Source organism: Aeromicrobium sp. 9AM (assembly GCF_902506105.1).
GTDB lineage: Bacteria > Actinomycetota > Actinomycetes > Propionibacteriales > Nocardioidaceae > Aeromicrobium.
Map to the genome: position 1 here is coordinate 410,504 of NZ_LR733303.1, position 16,604 is coordinate 427,107.

16 protein-coding genes and 1 tRNA gene are annotated in these 16,604 nt (G+C 68.7%); 10 read left to right on the plus strand and 7 right to left on the minus strand.

Annotation, left to right across the window (positions count from 1 at the left end; translation table 11 throughout):
* The first annotated feature begins 19 nt into the window (after positions 1-19).
* The 3 genes from BOSE46_RS02085 to BOSE46_RS02095 are packed head-to-tail and all read left to right on the plus strand — an operon-like array spanning position 20 to position 2,608.
* Complete coding sequence (locus BOSE46_RS02085) at positions 20-1,021, plus strand: ATP-binding cassette domain-containing protein (RefSeq protein WP_159537799.1); 1,002 nt, start codon at positions 20-22, stop codon at positions 1,019-1,021.
* The gene (locus BOSE46_RS02090) at positions 1,018-1,836 is read left to right on the plus strand and encodes an ABC transporter permease (protein ID WP_159537801.1); all 819 of its coding nucleotides are present in this window, start codon (positions 1,018-1,020) and stop codon (positions 1,834-1,836) included. The genes BOSE46_RS02085 and BOSE46_RS02090 overlap by 4 nt, the downstream gene beginning before the upstream one ends.
* Before the next feature lie 4 nt (positions 1,837-1,840).
* Positions 1,841-2,608 (plus strand): MerR family transcriptional regulator, encoded by a 768-nt coding sequence (locus tag BOSE46_RS02095; RefSeq protein ID WP_159537803.1) that lies wholly within the window; start codon positions 1,841-1,843, stop codon positions 2,606-2,608.
* Here BOSE46_RS02095 and BOSE46_RS02100 read toward each other — a convergent pair whose 3' ends face one another.
* Positions 2,609-2,857: a mycoredoxin gene (locus BOSE46_RS02100; protein ID WP_159537805.1), complete on the minus strand. Its 249-nt coding sequence runs from the start codon at positions 2,855-2,857 to the stop codon at positions 2,609-2,611. It abuts the gene before it with no gap.
* 91 nt (positions 2,858-2,948) lie between these two features.
* Between BOSE46_RS02100 and BOSE46_RS02105 the strand changes: the two genes are divergently transcribed.
* Positions 2,949-4,994: an ATP-dependent DNA helicase UvrD2 gene (locus tag BOSE46_RS02105; protein WP_159537807.1), complete on the plus strand. Its 2,046-nt coding sequence runs from the start codon at positions 2,949-2,951 to the stop codon at positions 4,992-4,994.
* 128 nt (positions 4,995-5,122) lie between these two features.
* Here BOSE46_RS02105 and BOSE46_RS02110 read toward each other — a convergent pair whose 3' ends face one another.
* The 3 genes from BOSE46_RS02110 to BOSE46_RS02120 form a co-directional block, all read right to left on the minus strand.
* Entirely contained in the window at positions 5,123-6,499 is a 1,377-nt protein-coding gene (locus tag BOSE46_RS02110) for an AarF/ABC1/UbiB kinase family protein (protein ID WP_371415493.1), read from the minus strand.
* 27 nt (positions 6,500-6,526) lie between these two features.
* Positions 6,527-7,414 carry a hypothetical protein gene (locus BOSE46_RS02115; RefSeq protein ID WP_159537809.1) on the minus strand — a complete coding sequence of 296 codons (888 nt, stop codon included), beginning with the start codon at positions 7,412-7,414 and terminating at the stop codon, positions 6,527-6,529.
* 262 nt (positions 7,415-7,676) lie between these two features.
* Positions 7,677-7,835, minus strand: a complete 159-nt coding sequence (locus tag BOSE46_RS02120) for a DUF5679 domain-containing protein (RefSeq protein ID WP_201299477.1) — start codon at positions 7,833-7,835, stop codon at positions 7,677-7,679.
* Between the two features lie 462 nt (positions 7,836-8,297).
* Here BOSE46_RS02120 and BOSE46_RS02125 point away from each other — a divergent pair, with 462 nt between their 5' ends.
* Positions 8,298-8,798, plus strand: coding sequence for a M48 family metallopeptidase (locus tag BOSE46_RS02125; protein WP_159537811.1), 501 nt, complete (start codon positions 8,298-8,300; stop codon positions 8,796-8,798).
* Here BOSE46_RS02125 and BOSE46_RS02130 read toward each other — a convergent pair.
* Together BOSE46_RS02130 and BOSE46_RS02135 are read right to left on the minus strand one after the other, a co-directional pair.
* Positions 8,749-9,300, minus strand: a complete 552-nt coding sequence (locus BOSE46_RS02130) for an NUDIX hydrolase (protein ID WP_159537813.1) — start codon at positions 9,298-9,300, stop codon at positions 8,749-8,751. The two genes, BOSE46_RS02125 and BOSE46_RS02130, sit on opposite strands and share 50 nt — an antisense overlap.
* Positions 9,297-10,607: a zinc-dependent metalloprotease gene (locus BOSE46_RS02135; protein WP_159537815.1), complete on the minus strand. Its 1,311-nt coding sequence runs from the start codon at positions 10,605-10,607 to the stop codon at positions 9,297-9,299. The genes BOSE46_RS02130 and BOSE46_RS02135 overlap by 4 nt, the downstream gene beginning before the upstream one ends.
* 67 nt (positions 10,608-10,674) lie before the next feature.
* Between BOSE46_RS02135 and BOSE46_RS02140 the strand changes: the two genes are divergently transcribed.
* The 5 genes from BOSE46_RS02140 (at position 10,675) to BOSE46_RS02160 (ending at position 15,800) form a co-directional block, all read left to right on the plus strand.
* A complete protein-coding gene (locus tag BOSE46_RS02140) occupies positions 10,675-11,136 on the plus strand; it encodes a molybdenum cofactor biosynthesis protein MoaE (RefSeq protein WP_159537817.1) in 462 nt (153 codons plus the stop codon).
* A gap of 9 nt (positions 11,137-11,145) precedes the next feature.
* Complete coding sequence (locus tag BOSE46_RS02145; RefSeq protein ID WP_236551590.1) at positions 11,146-12,216, plus strand: PDZ domain-containing protein; 1,071 nt, start codon at positions 11,146-11,148, stop codon at positions 12,214-12,216.
* Positions 12,207-12,716 carry a PPA1309 family protein gene (locus tag BOSE46_RS02150; RefSeq protein ID WP_201299478.1) on the plus strand — a complete coding sequence of 170 codons (510 nt, stop codon included), beginning with the start codon at positions 12,207-12,209 and terminating at the stop codon, positions 12,714-12,716. Before BOSE46_RS02145 ends, BOSE46_RS02150 begins: the two co-directional genes overlap by 10 nt.
* 29 nt (positions 12,717-12,745) lie before the next feature.
* Positions 12,746-15,664 carry a UPF0182 family protein gene (locus tag BOSE46_RS02155; RefSeq protein ID WP_159537819.1) on the plus strand — a complete coding sequence of 973 codons (2,919 nt, stop codon included), beginning with the start codon at positions 12,746-12,748 and terminating at the stop codon, positions 15,662-15,664.
* Between the two features lie 59 nt (positions 15,665-15,723).
* Positions 15,724-15,800: transfer RNA gene (locus BOSE46_RS02160), tRNA-Met, on the plus strand.
* A gap of 439 nt (positions 15,801-16,239) precedes the next feature.
* Here the strand turns inward: BOSE46_RS02160 and BOSE46_RS02165 are convergent.
* A complete protein-coding gene (locus BOSE46_RS02165; RefSeq protein WP_159537821.1) occupies positions 16,240-16,530 on the minus strand; it encodes an ANTAR domain-containing protein in 291 nt (96 codons plus the stop codon).
* Between the last annotated feature and the right edge of the window lie 74 nt (positions 16,531-16,604).

Below are 16,604 nucleotides of genomic sequence, written 5' to 3' on the forward strand. Positions count from 1 at the left end.
AACCTTGCATGGTGGGGTCATGACGACACACACCGCCGCGCAGGCGCCCGCGATCGAGGTCACGGACCTGCGCAAATCATTCGAAGACAACCACGTGCTGCAGGGCATCGAGCTCACCGTCCCTGCGGGCACCGTCTATGCCTTGCTGGGTCCCAACGGGGCGGGCAAGACGACCGCCGTGCGCATCCTCACGACGCTCATCTCCGGCGACGCCGGCACTGCGACGGTCCTCGGCCATGACGTGAGCACCGAACCAGACGCGATCCGCCTGAGGATCGGGGTCACGGGTCAGTTCTCGGCGATCGACGAGCTGCTCACCGGCCGTGAGAACCTCCAGCTCATGGCCGATCTCAACCACCTGCCGCGCCGGCAGGGTCGCGCCCGCGCCCAGGAATTGCTCGAGCGCTTCGACCTGGTCGATGCCGCTGATCGGGGCGCCGCCACGTACTCCGGCGGAATGAAGCGTCGACTCGACCTGGCGATGACTCTGGTCTCCTCACCCAGGCTGATCTTCCTCGACGAGCCGAGCACGGGCCTCGATCCGCGAAGCCGGCGAGAGCTGTGGCAGATCATTCGCGAGCTCATCAATGAGGGGGTCACGATCTTCCTGACGACCCAGTATCTCGAGGAGGCGGACGAGCTCGCCCACAAGGTCGGAGTTCTCGACCGCGGCACGCTCGTTGCCGAGGGCACCCCGGCCGAGCTCAAGCGCCGCGTACCGGGTGGACGGGTCGACGTCACGTACGTCGATCCGGTCGCGCTGAGCACGGCGGCCGGCGCCATCGCCGGAGCCACGGCCGACCTGGAGTCGCTCACCCTGAGCGTCCCGCACGACGGCACCTTGGGCGCCCTGCAGGAACTGGTCGGCCGCCTCGACAGCGAGGCTGTCGCAAGCCTGGAGGTCCACACTCCCGACCTCGACGACGTGTTCCTGGCCCTCACCGGTCACCGTCCTCAGCCTGCGGAAGAACGCCCCGAGAACACCACCGAAGCCCCGATGACCGAGGAGGTCGCCCGATGAGTGCAGTCACTGCCACCACAGCCCCGGTCAACTCCGGCCCGAACGCGGTCCTCGACAGCTGGACGATGCTGCGCCGCAACCTGCTGCAGATGGTCCGCTACAAGTCGCTGACGCTGATGCTGATCGCCCAGCCGCTGATCTTCCTGCTGCTGTTCGTCTACGTCTTCGGTGGCACGATGGGCGCAGGCCTCCCCGGCGGTGACGGTCGCTCGGACTACATGGCATTCATCATGCCCGCGATCGTCGTCATGACGGTCGTCTCGGTCTCGCTGAGCACCGCGTACACGATCGCCCTGGACATGGAGAAGGGGATCGTCGACCGATTCCGGACCATGGCGATCGCCAAGTCGGCAGTCCTCACCGGGCGGGTGCTGGGTGCGATCGTCTTCACCGTCCTCGCATTCGTCGTCGTCATCGCGGTGGCAGTCGTGCTGGGCTACCGCAGTGATGGGACCGTGCTCGGCTGGCTCGGTGTGATCGGCCTCGTGCTGCTGATGACGCTGGCCCTGACGTGGGCAACCGTCGCCCTCGGCCTGTCTGCGCCGAACGCCGAGACGGCGAGCAACACGCCGATGCCGTTGATGTTCCTGCCGTTCCTGTCCAGCGGCTTCGTGCCGACCGATTCGATGCCGGCCGGCCTGCGCTGGTTTGCCGAGTACCAGCCGTTCACGCCGATGATCGACACGCTGCGCGCCTGGATGTCGGGTGCCGGCGCCGGTTCTGACGCCTGGCTGGCCATCGGCTGGTGCGGGTTGATCGGTATCGGGTGCTTCCTGTGGGCGCGCAGCCTGTACACCAAGGTCCGGGCACACTGAGTCCATGTTGACGATCGGCCAGCTGGCTTCCTACGCCGGCGTCACGGTTCGGGCAGTGCGCCACTACCACCAGGTGGGGCTGCTGCCCGAACCCGAGCGCGACCACTCGGGCTATCGACGCTACGGCGCCATGGCCGTCGTCGAGCTCACCAAGATCCGTACGCTCGCCGATGCCGGAGTGCCCTTGTCGAAGGTGGCCGAGCTGCTCGAGGCCGACGACGCGACGTTCGCCGAAGCCGTCACGGAGATCGACAGGTCACTGCGAGAGGAGATCAAGCGTCTGCAGGCCAACCGCGCGCAGATCGCCCAGCTCGCTGCCGGCGACAGCCTCGTCGTCCCGCCGGAGGTGGTCGCGTACCTCGACCGGCTGCGGAAGCTCGGGGTGTCGGAGCGGATGATCGACGGCGAACGCGACGGCTGGATCCTGGTCGCCGCTCGTTGGCCCGACCGGATCGCAGAGTGGATGCCGGACAAGTTCGCACAGCTCGAGGATCCGCTGGTGGTCCGGCTCTACCGGGTGCTCGGGAAGGTCCTGGACGCCGGCGGGGACGACGTGATGCTGGCGGAGGCCGCGGACCTCATGGTCGAGATCATCGAGCGGGCATCCGCAAGAGGTGAGCTGGACACCCCGGACGAGGCGTTCGACGACCAGCCGTTCGTCGAGCTGCTCGACGGCCTTGTCGCCGAGTCCGCGCCTCAAGGGAAGAGGCTGCTGGAGCTGATCGCTGAGCGCGGCTGGACTGGGTGGACCAGACCGGAACGGACCGCGTGATCAGGCGACTGACGCGAGCTGCGCCTTGACCTGCGCGAGGGAGGGATTGGTCAGTGCCGTGCCGTCGGCGAACACCAGCGTCGGGACGGTCTGGTTGCCATTGTTCGCCTGCTCGACGATGAATGCGGCGTCAGGCTGCTGCTCGATGTCGACCTCGTCGAATGCGATGCCCTCACGCTTGAGCTGGCCCTTGAGCCGGTGACAGTACCCGCACCACGGGGTGGAGTACATCGTGAACGTGCCGGACATGGAGTGTCTCCTTCGACGACTAGGCTGGATCATCTCAGTGCTTGATGATGTCAACGTCATTGCCAATTCAACCATTCCTTGAGGAGTTTGCGTGCCCGAAGCTGACGACCTGCTGACGGGGCTCGATCCTGAGCAGCGTGAGGTCGCGCAGGCGTTGCGCGGACCGGTCAGCGTCGTCGCGGGTGCCGGCACCGGCAAGACCCGCGCCATCACGCACCGCATGGCGTACGGCGTGGCGACCGGCATCTACAAGCCGACCGAGGTCCTGGCAGTGACCTTCACGACTCGCGCGGCGGGAGAGATGCGCACCCGGCTCCGGCAGCTCGGCGCCGACGGGGTCCAGGCCCGCACGTTCCACTCGGCGGCGCTGCGGCAGGCGCGCTACTTCTGGCCGCAGGTCTACGGCGGCGAGTTCCCGGAGGTCACGGCGTCCAAGTTCGCGCTCGTCGCCGAAGCCGCCAGGCGCCTCGGCCTGCGCACCGACACCCCGCTGCTGCGCGACCTGTCGTCGGAGATCGAGTGGGCCAAGGTGTCCAACATCCGTCCAGCTGCCTATGCCGCATCGGCCGGTCCCGCGCGTCGTGAGGTCGCGGATCTCGACCACGCCACGGTCGGCAACATCATGACCGCCTACGAGGACGTCAAGCGCGATCGCGGGCGCATCGACATGGAGGACATCCTCCTGATCACCGCGGCGATCCTCGCCGACGACGAGCGCATCGCCGCCCAGGTGCGGCAGCAATATCGCTGGTTCGTGGTCGACGAGTTCCAGGACGTCAACCCGCTCCAGTCGACCCTGCTCGAGCTCTGGCTCGGTGGTCGCAACGACATCTGCGTCGTCGGCGACCCGCGCCAGACGATCTACTCCTTCGCCGGTGCGTCGCCGCAGATCCTCACCTCGTTCGGCCGGCGCCACGAGGGCGCGCAGCGGATCGAGCTGGTCCGCAACTACCGCTCGACACCGCAGATCGTCGCCGCGGCCAACGCCGTGTTCAGTCGCACCAACGGCACCGACGGCGTACGCCTGCAGTCGCAGCAGGGGCCCGGCGACCCGGTGACCTACATCGGGTTCCCCGACGAGCAGGCCGAGGCCGCCGCCGTCGCGAGCGAAATCGCGCTGTTGCACCGCCGGGGCGTCTCCTACAAGGAGATGGCGATCCTGTTCCGCATCAACGCCCAGTCCGAGGCGTTCGAGGAGGCGCTCGGCGAGCACGGCATCCCCTACGTCCTGCGCGGTGTCGAAGGGTTCTTCCGTCGGGCCGAGGTACGCCAGGCGGTCACCCTGCTGCGTGGCGCAGCCCGTGGTGGCGAGGGCGGCGGTGAGCTGGTCCAGGAGGTGCGGGCGATCTTTGCCGCGATGGGGCACACCGACGAGCCGCCCAACGGGGCCGGTGCGGTGCGTGACCGTTGGGAGTCGCTGCACGCGATCGTCTCGATGGCCGCCGAGCTGGTCGAGTCCGATCCGGCCGCCGACCTCACGGCCCTCGTCGCCGATCTCGACCGCCGCGCCGACCAGGCGCACGCGCCGGCTGCCGACGGCGTGACCCTGGCGACCCTGCACTCGGCCAAGGGCCTGGAGTGGGACGCCGTGTTCTGCGTCGGCATGCACGAGGGCATGATGCCCAGCGTCCACGCCGACACGCCGGCGGCAGTCGAGGAGGAGCGCCGGCTGTTCTACGTCGGCCTGACCCGTGCGCGGCACGACCTGATGATCTCGTGGGCCGTCACCCGCAACCGGGGTGGCCGCGGCAACCGCAGGCCGACCCGCTTCCTCGACCCGCTGCTGCCGGCCGATCACGAGGCACGGCAGACCGCCCGCCAGCCTCGCGAGCGCAAGGTCGCCAAGTGCCGCGTCTGCAACACGGTCCTGGCGGTCGCCGACCGCAAGCGTGGTCGCTGCGAGGACTGCCCGGCGACGTACGACGAGGAGCTCTACGAGCAGCTGCGGGCGTGGCGCACGGAGCAGGCGACCGAGCAGGGCAAGCCGGCCTACGTGATCTTCACCGACGCGACGCTCCAGTCGATCGCGGAGGTCAAGCCGGCCGACCCGGACGCCCTCGCCAAGGTGCCCGGCATCGGTCCGGCGAAGCTCGAGAAGTACGCCGACTCGGTGCTCGAGCTGATCAGGGCGCGGTAGGGCCCACGCTCCTCGAGCTTGTCGAAGGGACGCTCACGTGCGTTGGGTGCTGATCTCGCGAGGTTTCGTCACCTGACGCCTTCGGCGTGATCGCTCAACCTGCCTCGGGCGTTCGGCCGCGGGCGGCCTCAACCCTCGGCAAACCCAGGGAGGGAGTCCTCCAGGATCTCGCGGAACGGGGCGGTCGCGCCGAGCTGGCTGAGCACGCCGACCCCACCGAGCCACACCCGGTGGATCAGCAGGTACTGCGGCGGCAGGTTGATCTTCATCGCGGTGCCCATGCCCTCCGACGTCAGGGCGCTGACCCGCAGCGTCTGTGCCCGCATCCACTCCCGGCTGAAGGTGAAGCGCTCGACGCTCGCCGGCTCGACGAACGGGCCGATGTAGCGCGCGATCGTGTCGGCGTCCAGGTCGGTCGTCCGCTTGAGGAAGCCCTCGTCGCGGAGCCCCTCCAGCACCAGGTCGTAGTCGCCGGCGACCGCGTAGCGCAGCAACCGGCCCACGGGCTCGGGCAGGCCGTCGGGCAGCCGCGCGACGGCGCCGTAGTCGACGACGCCGAGGCGGCCGTCAGGCATGATGCGGAAGTTGCCCGGATGCGGATCGGCGTGCAGCATCCCGGTCCGGGCCGGCCCAGCGAACAGGAACCTCACGTACGCCAGGCCGTACCTGTCGCGCTCCTCCTGGGTGCCGTCGGTGATGACCTGGGCCAGCGAGTGGTCGCTCTCCAGCCAGGTGGAGACGAGGGCGCGCTCGGTGTAGGCCAGCACGTCGGGCACGACGATCTCGGGGTCGTCGGCGAACTCTGCCGCGAACACGCTCTGCGCGCCCGCCTCGAGGTTGTAGTCGAGCTCCTCGACGACCCGGTCCTGGAGCTCCTGGACCAGCGGCTTGACGTCGAGGCCGGGTGCCAGCGTCCCGAACAGCCGGGCCAACCGGGCGATCTGGCGCAGGTCGGCGGTCAGGGCCTTCGCCGCGCCGGGGTACTGCAGCTTGACGGCGACCTCCTGCCCACCGGCCCACACCGCGCGGTGCACCTGGCCGATCGACGCCGAGGCGGCCGGCTTGTCGTCGAACGAGATGAACTGCTCGCGCCAGCCGGCGCCGAACTCCTCGGCCATGACGCGGTGAACCGTGCCGGGCGGCATCGGCGGCGCCGAGTCCTGCAGCTTCACGAGCGTCTCGCGGTAAGGCCCGATGAACTCCTCCGGCAACGCGGCCTCGAAGATGCTCATCGCCTGCCCGAACTTCATCGCGCCGCCCTTGAGCTGCCCGAGCACCGAGAAGATCTGGTCGGCCGTACGTCGCTGCACCTCGTTGAGCACGACGTTCGCCGGCGCACCCACCATGCGCTTGCCGAGCCCCAAGGTCGTACGCCCGGCGAACCCGACGGGCAGCGAGGCGAGACGTGCCGTGCGGAGGAACGCGCTGCCGGTCAGCGGTCGTCCCTTGGGCTCGTCCTTGCCGGTGGAGCCGGACTGGTCGGGCCGATCGGGAGAATTGGGCACCTCGTCAGGATAGTCGGGAGCGTACGGTCAGGCGGCTCGAAGCAGGTCGCACGTGCAGGCGTGGTGGAACGCCAGCGGCCACGTCGTCCGGTCGTCGTGGGCAGGTCCGACGACCAGGCACCGGCCGAGCGTGCGGTTCGGTCGGCCGTCGGCGTGCGCCAGCACCTCGACGGTGACCTCGAGCGCCGCTGCGTGGGTCGTCGCCGCGTCAATCGCCGGCGGCGTCATGGTCACGGTGTGCCGGCCCAGTTGGTGCAGCAGAGCGGGCCAGGCGCGATCCCAGTCGGCGCGGTGCAGGTCATGACAGGACACGCACGGGGTCAGCCCGGGGCGTACGAGCGGCCCGATCCGCACCCGGTCCTCGTCGATCACGACCGGCAGGTGGTCGAGGCCGAGGCGGACGGGCTGCTCGAACACCGCGCGCGACGGCTCGCCGCACGACACGATGACCAGGAGGTCCGGATCGTGGGCGTCGACGTTCCCGATGCCTGCATCGGCCAGCACAGACTGGACGATGGTCGCGAGGCGGCTGCTGCCGGCGTCGGAGTGAACGGCGACGGCGTACGGCGGCCGGCGGCGCAGCTGGTCAGGGTCGTCACCGCCGAAGTCGGCGTGGCGCGCCTCGGCGTCGAGGCCTCGTCGCCCGGCACCGCTCCACCGCGTCGCGTCGAACACCACGCCTGCGGCGCGCAGCTCGGCGAGAACATCGGCCACCGGGATCGTGAGCTCGGGGATCGTCGTACGAACGATCGTGACGAGGCGATCGACGTCGCGCGCCCCGTCGAGGAGGCGGAGGAGGTCGACCAGCCCCGGACGGTCGGGAATGACGATGCCGGGGGAGGTGCCGACCTGCAGGTGCGTGGCATCCCGGCGCAGCAGCGGTGCGCCCGGGCGGAGCGCGGGTCGGAAGGACATGCCGTCAGCGTTGCTCTTGCTTGCATCGATGACGAACAGGTCATCCACAAGTTGGGTGCTTGACTCGAGCGGTTTCGTCATCAGGCGCCTTCGGCGCGATCGCTCAACCTGCTTCGACGCGCCCCCTGCTCGCTGCGCTCGCGAGGGTACCCCCAGCTCGCAGAGCTCGCTCGGTCTCACCAAAGTGTGCGGAGGACCCGACATGGTGTCGGATCCTCCGCAAAACCTGGGGAAGTGCGGGGCCCGGATCCCCGCTGGTGGCTCAGGCCTTACCGAGGATCCGGTTCAGCTTGGTGCCACAGACCGGGCAGACGCCCTTGGCCATACGAGTGCCCTTGTCACTGACGTGGACCTCTCCAGTCGCCTCGCGCTTTTCCTTGCACTTGACGCAGTAGAACTCGCCACTCCATGTTTCCGACATTGCGGCCTCCTTGCCGATGTGGTGCTAGTCACGTTCAGCGTACGCGTGGAAGGCCTGTTTCACGCTCAGCTGAGCGTAAACGCGTTCGGCGCGTCGGAATGCTTGTCCTTCGCTCGCAGAGCTCGCTCCCGCTCGCAGAGCTCGCTAGGAACCGCAGAGGAAATCAAAGGCCCCCGGCGGAGCCTGCCTTCCCCTTGCGAGCTCCGCCGGGAGCCTCGAATGGCGTTCAGGCTAGGCCCGCCGGGCCACGCCAGCAACCGGTTTCCAACAACTGTTGTCCACGCCTGTGGATAACAATGGGGACAACTTGTGGGGAACGCCGAGGAGGCATGTGGACGACGCGGTGCACAACCTGTGGGTCGTCCCGGTACGAGCAGCGGATGCCCCTGTGTGACCAGCCGCTTTGCACAGGCGACGTTGTGGACGGACAAAAAATCGTCACCACGAGATAGATTTCCCGTCATGGGAGAGGTCGAGATCCGGCGCAGTGCACGCCGCAAGCGCACGGTGCGGGCCTATCGCGAGGGCGACAAGACCATCGTGCTGATGCCGGCCCACCTCTCCAAGGCCGAGGAGGAGCGCCACGTGCGCAGCCTCGTCGAGCGCCTCGATCGCCGAGAGCAGCGCGTACGCCCCAGCGACGACGACCTCCAGGCGCGCGCCGCCCAGCTGTCGATCGCCTGGCTCGAGGGCCGCGCCGTGCCGCTCTCGGTGCGGTGGGTCAGCAACCAGAACAGCCGCTGGGGCTCGTGCACCAACGTCGATCGCAGCATCCGGCTGTCCGACCGGCTCAAAGGGATGCCCGAGTGGGTCATCGACTACGTCCTGCTGCACGAGCTGGCGCACCTCATCGAGCCCAATCACAGCAAGCGCTTCTGGGCGCTGGTCGACGCCTATCCCGAGACGGCGAAGGCTAAGGGCTTCCTCGAAGGCGTGTCCTGGCAGCAGCGGTCAACGCCCTGACTGAGTCGTCCGTGTCGGCGGGCAACGCGTCGACGTCGAACCACGCCAGGTCGTCCGACTCGTCGCTGATGACGTGCCGCGCGCCCGCAGGAGCCACCGCGACGTACTGCACGTCGAGATGATGCGCCGGCCGGATCGGTCCGCAGGGCACCTCGTGGCGTGACAGCAGCACCGGCACGGGGTCGATGACGAGGTCGCCGATGCCGCTCTCCTCGCGGCCTTCGCGCAGCGCGGCCTCCGCGAGCGTCGCGTCACCGGGTTCGCAGTGACCGCCGGTCTGCAGCCACCGCTTGATCACGCGGTGCAGGGTCAGCAGGACGCGTTCGTGGTCGGCCGAGAAGATGATGGCGCTGGCCGTCAGGTGATCGGGATGGCACTCGCGGCTCATGGCGTCGGCGTACGTCTCGGTGTGCGCGACGTAGAGCCGGCGCAGCCGGTCCTGCTCGTCGTCGGGCGCCGACCAACCGCTCAGCACGCCGCGCGCGTCGTCGCGCAGCGTCACTCGCGAGGGCTGTCGGAGCCGCTGTCGGGCCCGGCGTCGCCCGGGTCGTTGTCGAGCAGCTCACCGAGTGCGGCGTCGAAGTCGTCGTCGCTCTGCGTACGGTGCTCGCCCTGCGCGAAGCCGAGCGGGTCCTCGAGGTCGGCCGCAGACGGCATGAGGTCGGGGTGGCTCCACACGGCGTCGCGGGCGTCGGGTCCCTGACGGTCACGGAGCGCCGCCCACAGGGTCGTCGCCTCGCGGAGCTTGCGGGGCCGCAGCTCGAGGCCGACCAGCGACGCGAACGTCTGCTCGGCGGGACCGCCGGCCGCACGGCGGCGACGCATCGCCTCGGCGAGCGGCGCGGCTGCGGGCATACGGTCCTTGGTGGCCTGGCTGACGATCTCGTCCACCCAGCCCTCGATGAACGCCAGGAGGGTCTCGAGCCGGTCGAGCGCCCGCTGCTGCTCGGGCGTGCGCTCGGGCTCGAACAGGCCGCCGGCCAGCGCCTGCTGGAGCTCCTCGGGGCGCGACGGGTCGAGGCCTGACAGCTGCGACTCGATCGCGCCGACGTCGATGCGGGTGCCGCGTCCGAACTCCTCGATCGCGCCGACGAGCGCCGGGCGCAGCCAGGGGGAGTGGTGGAACAGGCGGTGGTGCGCGCACTCGCGCAGCACGATGTAGAGGAGCACGTCTGACGCCGGGTGCTCGAGGCCCTCACCGAACGCCTCGACACCGGACGGCAGCACCGCCGCGATGCGCTCGGGGCCGAGCGGGATGCCGATGTCGGTCGACGACACGACCTCGCCGGCGAGCCCACCCAGGGCCTGGCCGACCTGCTGGCCGAACATCGCCCCGCCGGCCTGCGACAGCATGCCCATGAGGGGACCGGCCATCGCCTTGGCCTCCTCGGGCAGCGCCTCACCCATGGCCTTGACGACGTGGGCGGCGATCGGCTCGACCAGCTGCTGCCAGGTGCCCGACGTTGCCTCGATCCACTCGGCCTTGCTCCAGGCCGTTGCGGTCGTGGCGCCGACCGGGAACGAGGTGACGGTGTCGAGCCACGACTCGGCGAGCTGGGCGGCGTCGTCGACGGCACCCTGCTGGGCCGAGTTGGGCGACGGGTCGGCGCCGGCCGCGGCCACGGTGTGCCGGGCGACGTCCTTGGCCAGGTCGAAGTTGACGCTGCCCTCGTGCGGGGCGAACATCTTCTGCATCTGGCCCATGATCTGGTTCATGTCCATCTGGCCGCCCGAGAACGCGCCGAACAGCTGCTCCATGGGCGTGCCCTTGAAGGGGTTCTCGGGCTCTTCGTTCTCGTTCTCGGCCATACGTCAACAGTAGCGACCGGATGCGCGGGTCCCACGGATTCTGTGTTCGCCCTACGATGAATCCGACATGACTGCCGTACGCCTGCTCGACATCCGTGACGCTCCACTGAGCCTCGACGAGGTGTACGCGGCGGTGACCGACCCGGCGGCCGGCGGCATCTGCGTGTTCATCGGCACCGTGCGTGACCACGACGAGGGGCAGGACGTGTCGGCCCTCGGCTACTCGTCACACCCGACCGCGCTCGCCCGGCTGCAGGACGTCGCCGAACGCATCGCGACCGAGTGCGACGTGGTGGCCCTGGCGGGCGTGCATCGCGTGGGCGACCTGGTCGTCGGCGACCTGGCCGTCGTCGTCGCGGCGTCGGCGGCGCACCGGGCGCAGGCGTTCGAGGCGTGCCGGCGGTTGATCGACGAGCTCAAGACCGATGTGCCGGTGTGGAAGCACCAGACGTACGCCTCAGGTGATGCCGCATGGGTGGGCTCGCCCGACGCCCCGGCCGCAGGCACACAGGTTGCCGGGACTGACTAGGCTCACCATGTGTCCGACCCGTCGAAGCTGAGCGCTCGCTACACGACGATGGTCGTGGCGACGATCTCCCTGATCGTGCTGACGTGCGTGGCGTTCATGGTCCCGGTCCCGTACGTCCGGATGCAGCCCGGCCCGGCGTACGACACGTTGGGCAACTTCGACGGCAAGCCGATGTTCACGTTCGGCGACGACGTCAAGACGTACCCGACGACGGGCTCCCTCGACTTCACGACGGTACGGGTCGGCGGCCCCGATGCTCGCCTCTCGCTCGCGGGTGCGGTCGTCGCGTACTTCGACGGGGACAAGGCAGTCGTCCCCAAGGACCTGATCTATCCCGAGAACGAGACCGCGAAGCAGTCCACCGCCGAGTCGGCCGCGCAGCTGTCGGGCTCCAAGGACTCGTCGCGCGTCGCTGCGCTGCGCGCCGCCGGCTACACCGTCAACGGCCGTCCGTCCGTCGCCGGACTGGTCAAGGGTGGCGCCGCCGAGAAGCTCCTCAAGGTCGGTGACGTGTTCACCGCCGTCGACGGCACGAAGGTCGCCACGCCGGACCAGGTCGTCAAGGCGGTCGGCACGCACAAGCCGGGCCAGACCGTACGCCTGACGGTCGAGCGCAAGGGCAAGTCCGTCGACGTCCCGGTCGTGACACGCGCCGATGCCAAGGACAAGAAGACGCCGAGGGTCGGCATCACGATCGGCGAGACGTACCAGTACCCGATCAAGATCGACAACAACGTGGGCCGCAGCATCGGCGGGCCGAGCGCCGGCACGATGTTCGCCCTCGCGATCTACGACAAGCTGACCCCCGGCTCGCTGACCGGCGGCAAGAAGATCGCCGGCACGGGTGAGATGACGCCCGACGGCACGGTCGGACCCATCGGCGGCATCCGGCAGAAGATGGCCGGCGCCGCCAACAAGGGCGCGACGATCTTCCTGGTGCCGGCCGCCAACTGCGGCGAGGCCACGGACGGCGACGACGACGGGCTCAAGCTCGTCAAGATCTCGACCCTCAAGGACGCCATCTCCTCGCTCGAGAAGCTGGCCAAGGACCCCGACGCCAAGGTGCCGTCATGCAGCTGATGCCCGACTCGCCCCTGCGCCAGGCCGCCCTCGAGGTCGAGTCCCACGTCGCCGCCGAGGGCTGGGATCAGCCGCCGCGACTGTTCGCGCTCGTGCCCACCGCCGACCTGATCGCCAAGGAGCCGGGCCTCGCCGACCAGCTGTCGGACGACCCCGCGAGCATGACGCCGGTCGAGCAGGAGCTGCCCGCCGACCGTGAGCTCGAGGACCTGCTGACCGAGATCGTCTGGCCCGACGCCGTGACCGGCTGCGCAGCGGTCGTCGAGCGCATCATGCTGCCGCCCGAGGCCGAGGAATCCCTGCCCGACGACCCGGACGAGCTGCTCGCCGTCGTCGCCGCACACCCCGATCGCCGCGAGGTGCGGCTCGTCGCCGCCGTCGTGCGCGACGGTGCCGCACACAGCGCCGTACGCGCGAGAGAACCCCACGATGCCGAGCTGCTGGAGGGGCCCGACCTCGTGCCGGGCCTGATCGAACACCTCCGCCGCACTCTGGCATAGAGTCTTGTCACCCCGTCACCAGGAGCCACGTGAGCGACATCTTCGGAACCCCCCGCCCCCGCAGGGAGCCCCGGCGCGGGCCTGATCGGCGTCAGCGGGTGCTGGTGCCGACCCTCATCACGCTGGCGGTGCTGCTGTTCCTCGGCTCGATCTTCACGAGCGTGTGGACCGACCGCCTGTGGTTCAAGTCGGTCGGCTACAGCGACGTGTTCCGCAGCGTGCTGTTCACGCGTGTCGCGCTGTTCATCATCCTCGGCCTGATCTTCGGCCTGTTCGTCATCGGCAACCTCTACATCGCCTTCCGCACCCGTCCCGACGCCGCTCCGATGCGGCGCGACGACCCGGCCTACCGCTATCGCCTCGCCCTGACGCCCCTGCTGCGTCCTGCCGCGATCGGTCTCGGCCTCGTGCTCACCGGGTTCGCCGGCTCGGTCGCCGCGGCCCACTGGGACACGTACCAGAAGTGGCGCCACAGCACGTCGTTCGGCATCAAGGACGCGCAGTTCCACAAGGACGCGAGCTTCTACGTCTTCGAGTACCCGTGGTGGCGGTTCCTGGCGTCGTACTCGTTCGCGCTGATCGTCATCACGGTCCTGGCCGTGCTGTTCCTCAACTATGTCTACGGCGGCATCCGCATCGCGGGTCGCGGGCCCAAGCTGACGCGCGCCGCGCAGGTGCACCTGTCGGTGCTGGTCGGCATCGGCGTGCTGCTCAAGGCGGTGTCGTACTACCTCGACCGGTTCGGTCAGGTCATCGCGACGGGCGGTCTGGTCGACGGCGTCACCTACACCGACGACCACGCTCGCATCCCGGCCAAGAACATCCTCATCGGCGTCGCGATCGTCTGCGCGCTGCTGTTCTTCGCGGCGATCTTCATCCGTTCGTGGGCGCTGCCGGCGATCGGCCTCGGCCTGCTGGCGCTGACCTCGATCCTGATCGGCGCGATCTGGCCGGCGGTCATGCAGGGCTTCCAGGTCAAGCCGTCCGAGCCCGACAAGGAAGCGCCCTACATCGCACGCAACATAGAAGCGACACGGGAGGCGTACGGGATCAGTGACGTCGAGACCGAGTCCTACTCGGCCAAGACCAAGCTCACCGACACCGAGCTCGCCGACTCCGCCGAGTCGCGGGTCAGCACCCGACTCCTCGACCCGACGCTGATCTCCGACGCGTTCGAGCAGCTCCAGCAGGTGCGCGGCTACTACGCCGTGCCGACCACGCTCGACGTCGACCGCTACAAGCTGGGTGCCGACCAGCAGCCCCAGGACGTCATCATCGCCGCGCGTGAGCTCAAGCTCTCGGGCCTCCAGCAGAGCCAGCGCAACTGGGCCAACGACCACACGGTCTACACCCACGGCTACGGCATCGTCGCGGCCCGCGGCAACGAGCGCGGCCCCAACGGCGAGCCGGTGTTCGTCGCCAAGGACATCCCGCAGGTCGGCGAGCTCAAGACCACGACGCCGCCCCGCATCTACTTCGGCGAGCAGTCGCCGAGCTACTCGATCGTCGGCCGGCCCAAGGGCTCGGAGCCGATCGAGGTCGACACCCCGCAGGGCGGGGTCTCGTCGGACAAGGCGACCAAGGAGAACGCGACCCAGAACACGTACGACGGCAAGGGCGGAGTGCCGATCGGCAACACGTTCAACAAGCTGCTCTACGCGTTCAAGTTCGCCGAGCCCAACATCGTCCTGTCGAACCGGGTCAATTCCGAGTCCAAGATCCTGTACGACCGCGAGCCACGTGACCGGGTCAAGAAGGTCGCCCCCTGGCTCACGGTCGACGGCGACTCGTACCCGGCCGTCGTCAACGGTCGCGTGGTCTGGATCGTCGACGGCTACACGACCAGCAACTCGTTCCCCTACTCCGAGCACCGCTCGCTGCGCGAGGCCACGGCCGACACGCTCACGAGCAGCAACTCGCAGACCGCGCTGCCGACCGACCAGGTCAACTACCTGCGCAACTCGGTCAAGGCGGTCGTCGACGCGTACGACGGCACGGTCAAGCTCTACCAGTGGGACACCAAGGACCCGGTCCTCAAAACGTGGATGAAGGTCTTCCCCGATGTCGTGGAGCCCAAGAGCGAGATCAGCAACGGGCTGCTCGAGCACCTGCGCTACCCGGTCGACCTGTTCAAGGTGCAGCGTGACGTGCTGCAGCGCTACCACGTGACCGACCCGCAGGCGTTCTACAACGACAACCAGCGCTGGAAGGTCCCCGAGGACCCGACCGCGCCGACCGGCTCCAACGCGCTGCAGCCGCCCTACTACCTGTCGACGGCCCGGCCCGGCGAGGACGAGCCGAAGTTCTCGGTGACCAGCGTCTACCTGCCCAACAGCCGGCAGAACCTCGCCGCGTTCGTGTCGGTCAACTCCGAGGCGACCGACACCGCCAACTACGGCAAGATGCAGATCCTGCAGCTGCCCAACGACACGCAGATCTCCGGTCCGAGCCAGATCGCCAACGACTTCCAGGCCGACAAGGGTGTCTCGCAGGCACTGCTCCAGTACCAGCAGTCCAAGACGACGACGATCAAGTACGGCAACCTGCTGACCCTGCCGGTCGGCAACGGATTGCTCTACGTCCAACCCGTCTACATCCAGCGCAGCGCGATCGAGGGCTCCTACCCGGTGCTCCAGTTCGTCATCGCGTCGTTCGGCAAGGACGTCGGCTTCGGGCAGACCCTCGACGAGGCACTGCGGGTCGCGCTCGGTCTCGAGGAGGGCTCTGCGCCCGACGACTCCGGCACGCCGACGACGCCCGACGACCAGAGTCCGGGGCAGCAGACCGCCTCGGCGCTGCTCGACGACGCCAAGGCGCTGTACGACGACGCGCAGAAGGCGCTCAAGGATGGCGACCTCGCGACGTACCAGTCGAAGATCAACCAGATGGGCCAGAAGATCGAGGACGCCCAGAAGGCCGTCGCGGACGAGAAGTCCAGCAAGAAGTAGGGCAGCGGGGACCCCGGATTTGATCCGTGGGTCCCCGACCCGTAAAGTGGAGCAGGCGACGCGGGGTGGAGCAGCTCGGTAGCTCGCTGGGCTCATAACCCAGAGGTCACAGGTTCAAATCCTGTCCCCGCTACCAAGGAAACGGCTGGAACCAGAGGGAATCTGGTTCCAGCCGTTTTGGTTTCGTGACCTCCAAGAAGCCTTCGTAGAGACCTGCTCCGCAAGCCTAGGTGACAGTTCGGTCGGCGAACTTACTCGAATTGCAGCGACTTTCCGCGAATGCGGTCGGGATTCTGACGCATCTGGCGTGGCGGGAAAGGTGCGGATCCTGTTTCCCGCTACAGCCTGGGCTCCACGTTGCTTGATGCCAGCGGAGAGGCATTGGCAACCGAGGGCCGAGGCCGGAGCGTTCCTGGACGGCACGCCGAACGGTATCCCGGTTACTGCCCAGTACGCTATGGCCCGCCCCAGACCTCCGCTGGACGAGTTTGAGCCCCAAGGGGGATCGTTTCCACTCGGGAGGTTTCCGCAATCCGCCGCAATTGCCGGGCTGATGTTGTCCGTCTCTGGAAAGCTCAGTCATGCTCCTTGAGCACCCGCTCGGCCGCTTCACGCATCGTGATGCCCAGCACGTCGGCTTCTTCGGTCAGCACAGCGCGCGCCTCGTCGATGGAGAGCTCGAGGGTCTCCGCGAAGAACCCCGTGGCCTGCTCGATCAGGGCTAGGGACTCGACCTGCTGCGCGATCCGCGTCGACTTGGCCATGCGACGTCGCAGGCGCCGACCGGGGAGCCCACCCACCGCAGTGTTCTGCCCGTCCCTCAGCACCGGCTCCTCGTAGGCCAGCCGGCGACGCCTCTTCACCACGTTCGATCCCTCGTCCTGCCTTCGTCCCACGGGTGCGCAGCCTTGCCAGTAACGTAGGCCGCCGTCCCCCGATC

Excerpts from the sequence above, each read along its gene's own strand:
- BOSE46_RS02085 (WP_159537799.1), top strand. The coding sequence starts at position 20 with ATGACGACACACACCGCCGCGCAGGCGCCCGCGATCGAGGTCACGGAC.
- BOSE46_RS02090 (WP_159537801.1), top strand. The coding sequence starts at position 1,018 with ATGAGTGCAGTCACTGCCACCACAGCCCCGGTCAACTCCGGCCCGAAC.
- BOSE46_RS02095 (WP_159537803.1), top strand. The coding sequence starts at position 1,841 with ATGTTGACGATCGGCCAGCTGGCTTCCTACGCCGGCGTCACGGTTCGG.
- BOSE46_RS02100 (WP_159537805.1), bottom strand. The coding sequence starts at position 2,857 with ATGTCCGGCACGTTCACGATGTACTCCACCCCGTGGTGCGGGTACTGT.
- BOSE46_RS02115 (WP_159537809.1), bottom strand. The coding sequence starts at position 7,414 with ATGTCCTTCCGACCCGCGCTCCGCCCGGGCGCACCGCTGCTGCGCCGG.
- BOSE46_RS02120 (WP_201299477.1), bottom strand. The coding sequence starts at position 7,835 with ATGTCGGAAACATGGAGTGGCGAGTTCTACTGCGTCAAGTGCAAGGAA.
- BOSE46_RS02125 (WP_159537811.1), top strand. The coding sequence starts at position 8,298 with ATGGGAGAGGTCGAGATCCGGCGCAGTGCACGCCGCAAGCGCACGGTG.
- BOSE46_RS02135 (WP_159537815.1), bottom strand. The coding sequence starts at position 10,607 with ATGGCCGAGAACGAGAACGAAGAGCCCGAGAACCCCTTCAAGGGCACG.
- BOSE46_RS02140 (WP_159537817.1), top strand. The coding sequence starts at position 10,675 with ATGACTGCCGTACGCCTGCTCGACATCCGTGACGCTCCACTGAGCCTC.
- BOSE46_RS02150 (WP_201299478.1), top strand. The coding sequence starts at position 12,207 with ATGCAGCTGATGCCCGACTCGCCCCTGCGCCAGGCCGCCCTCGAGGTC.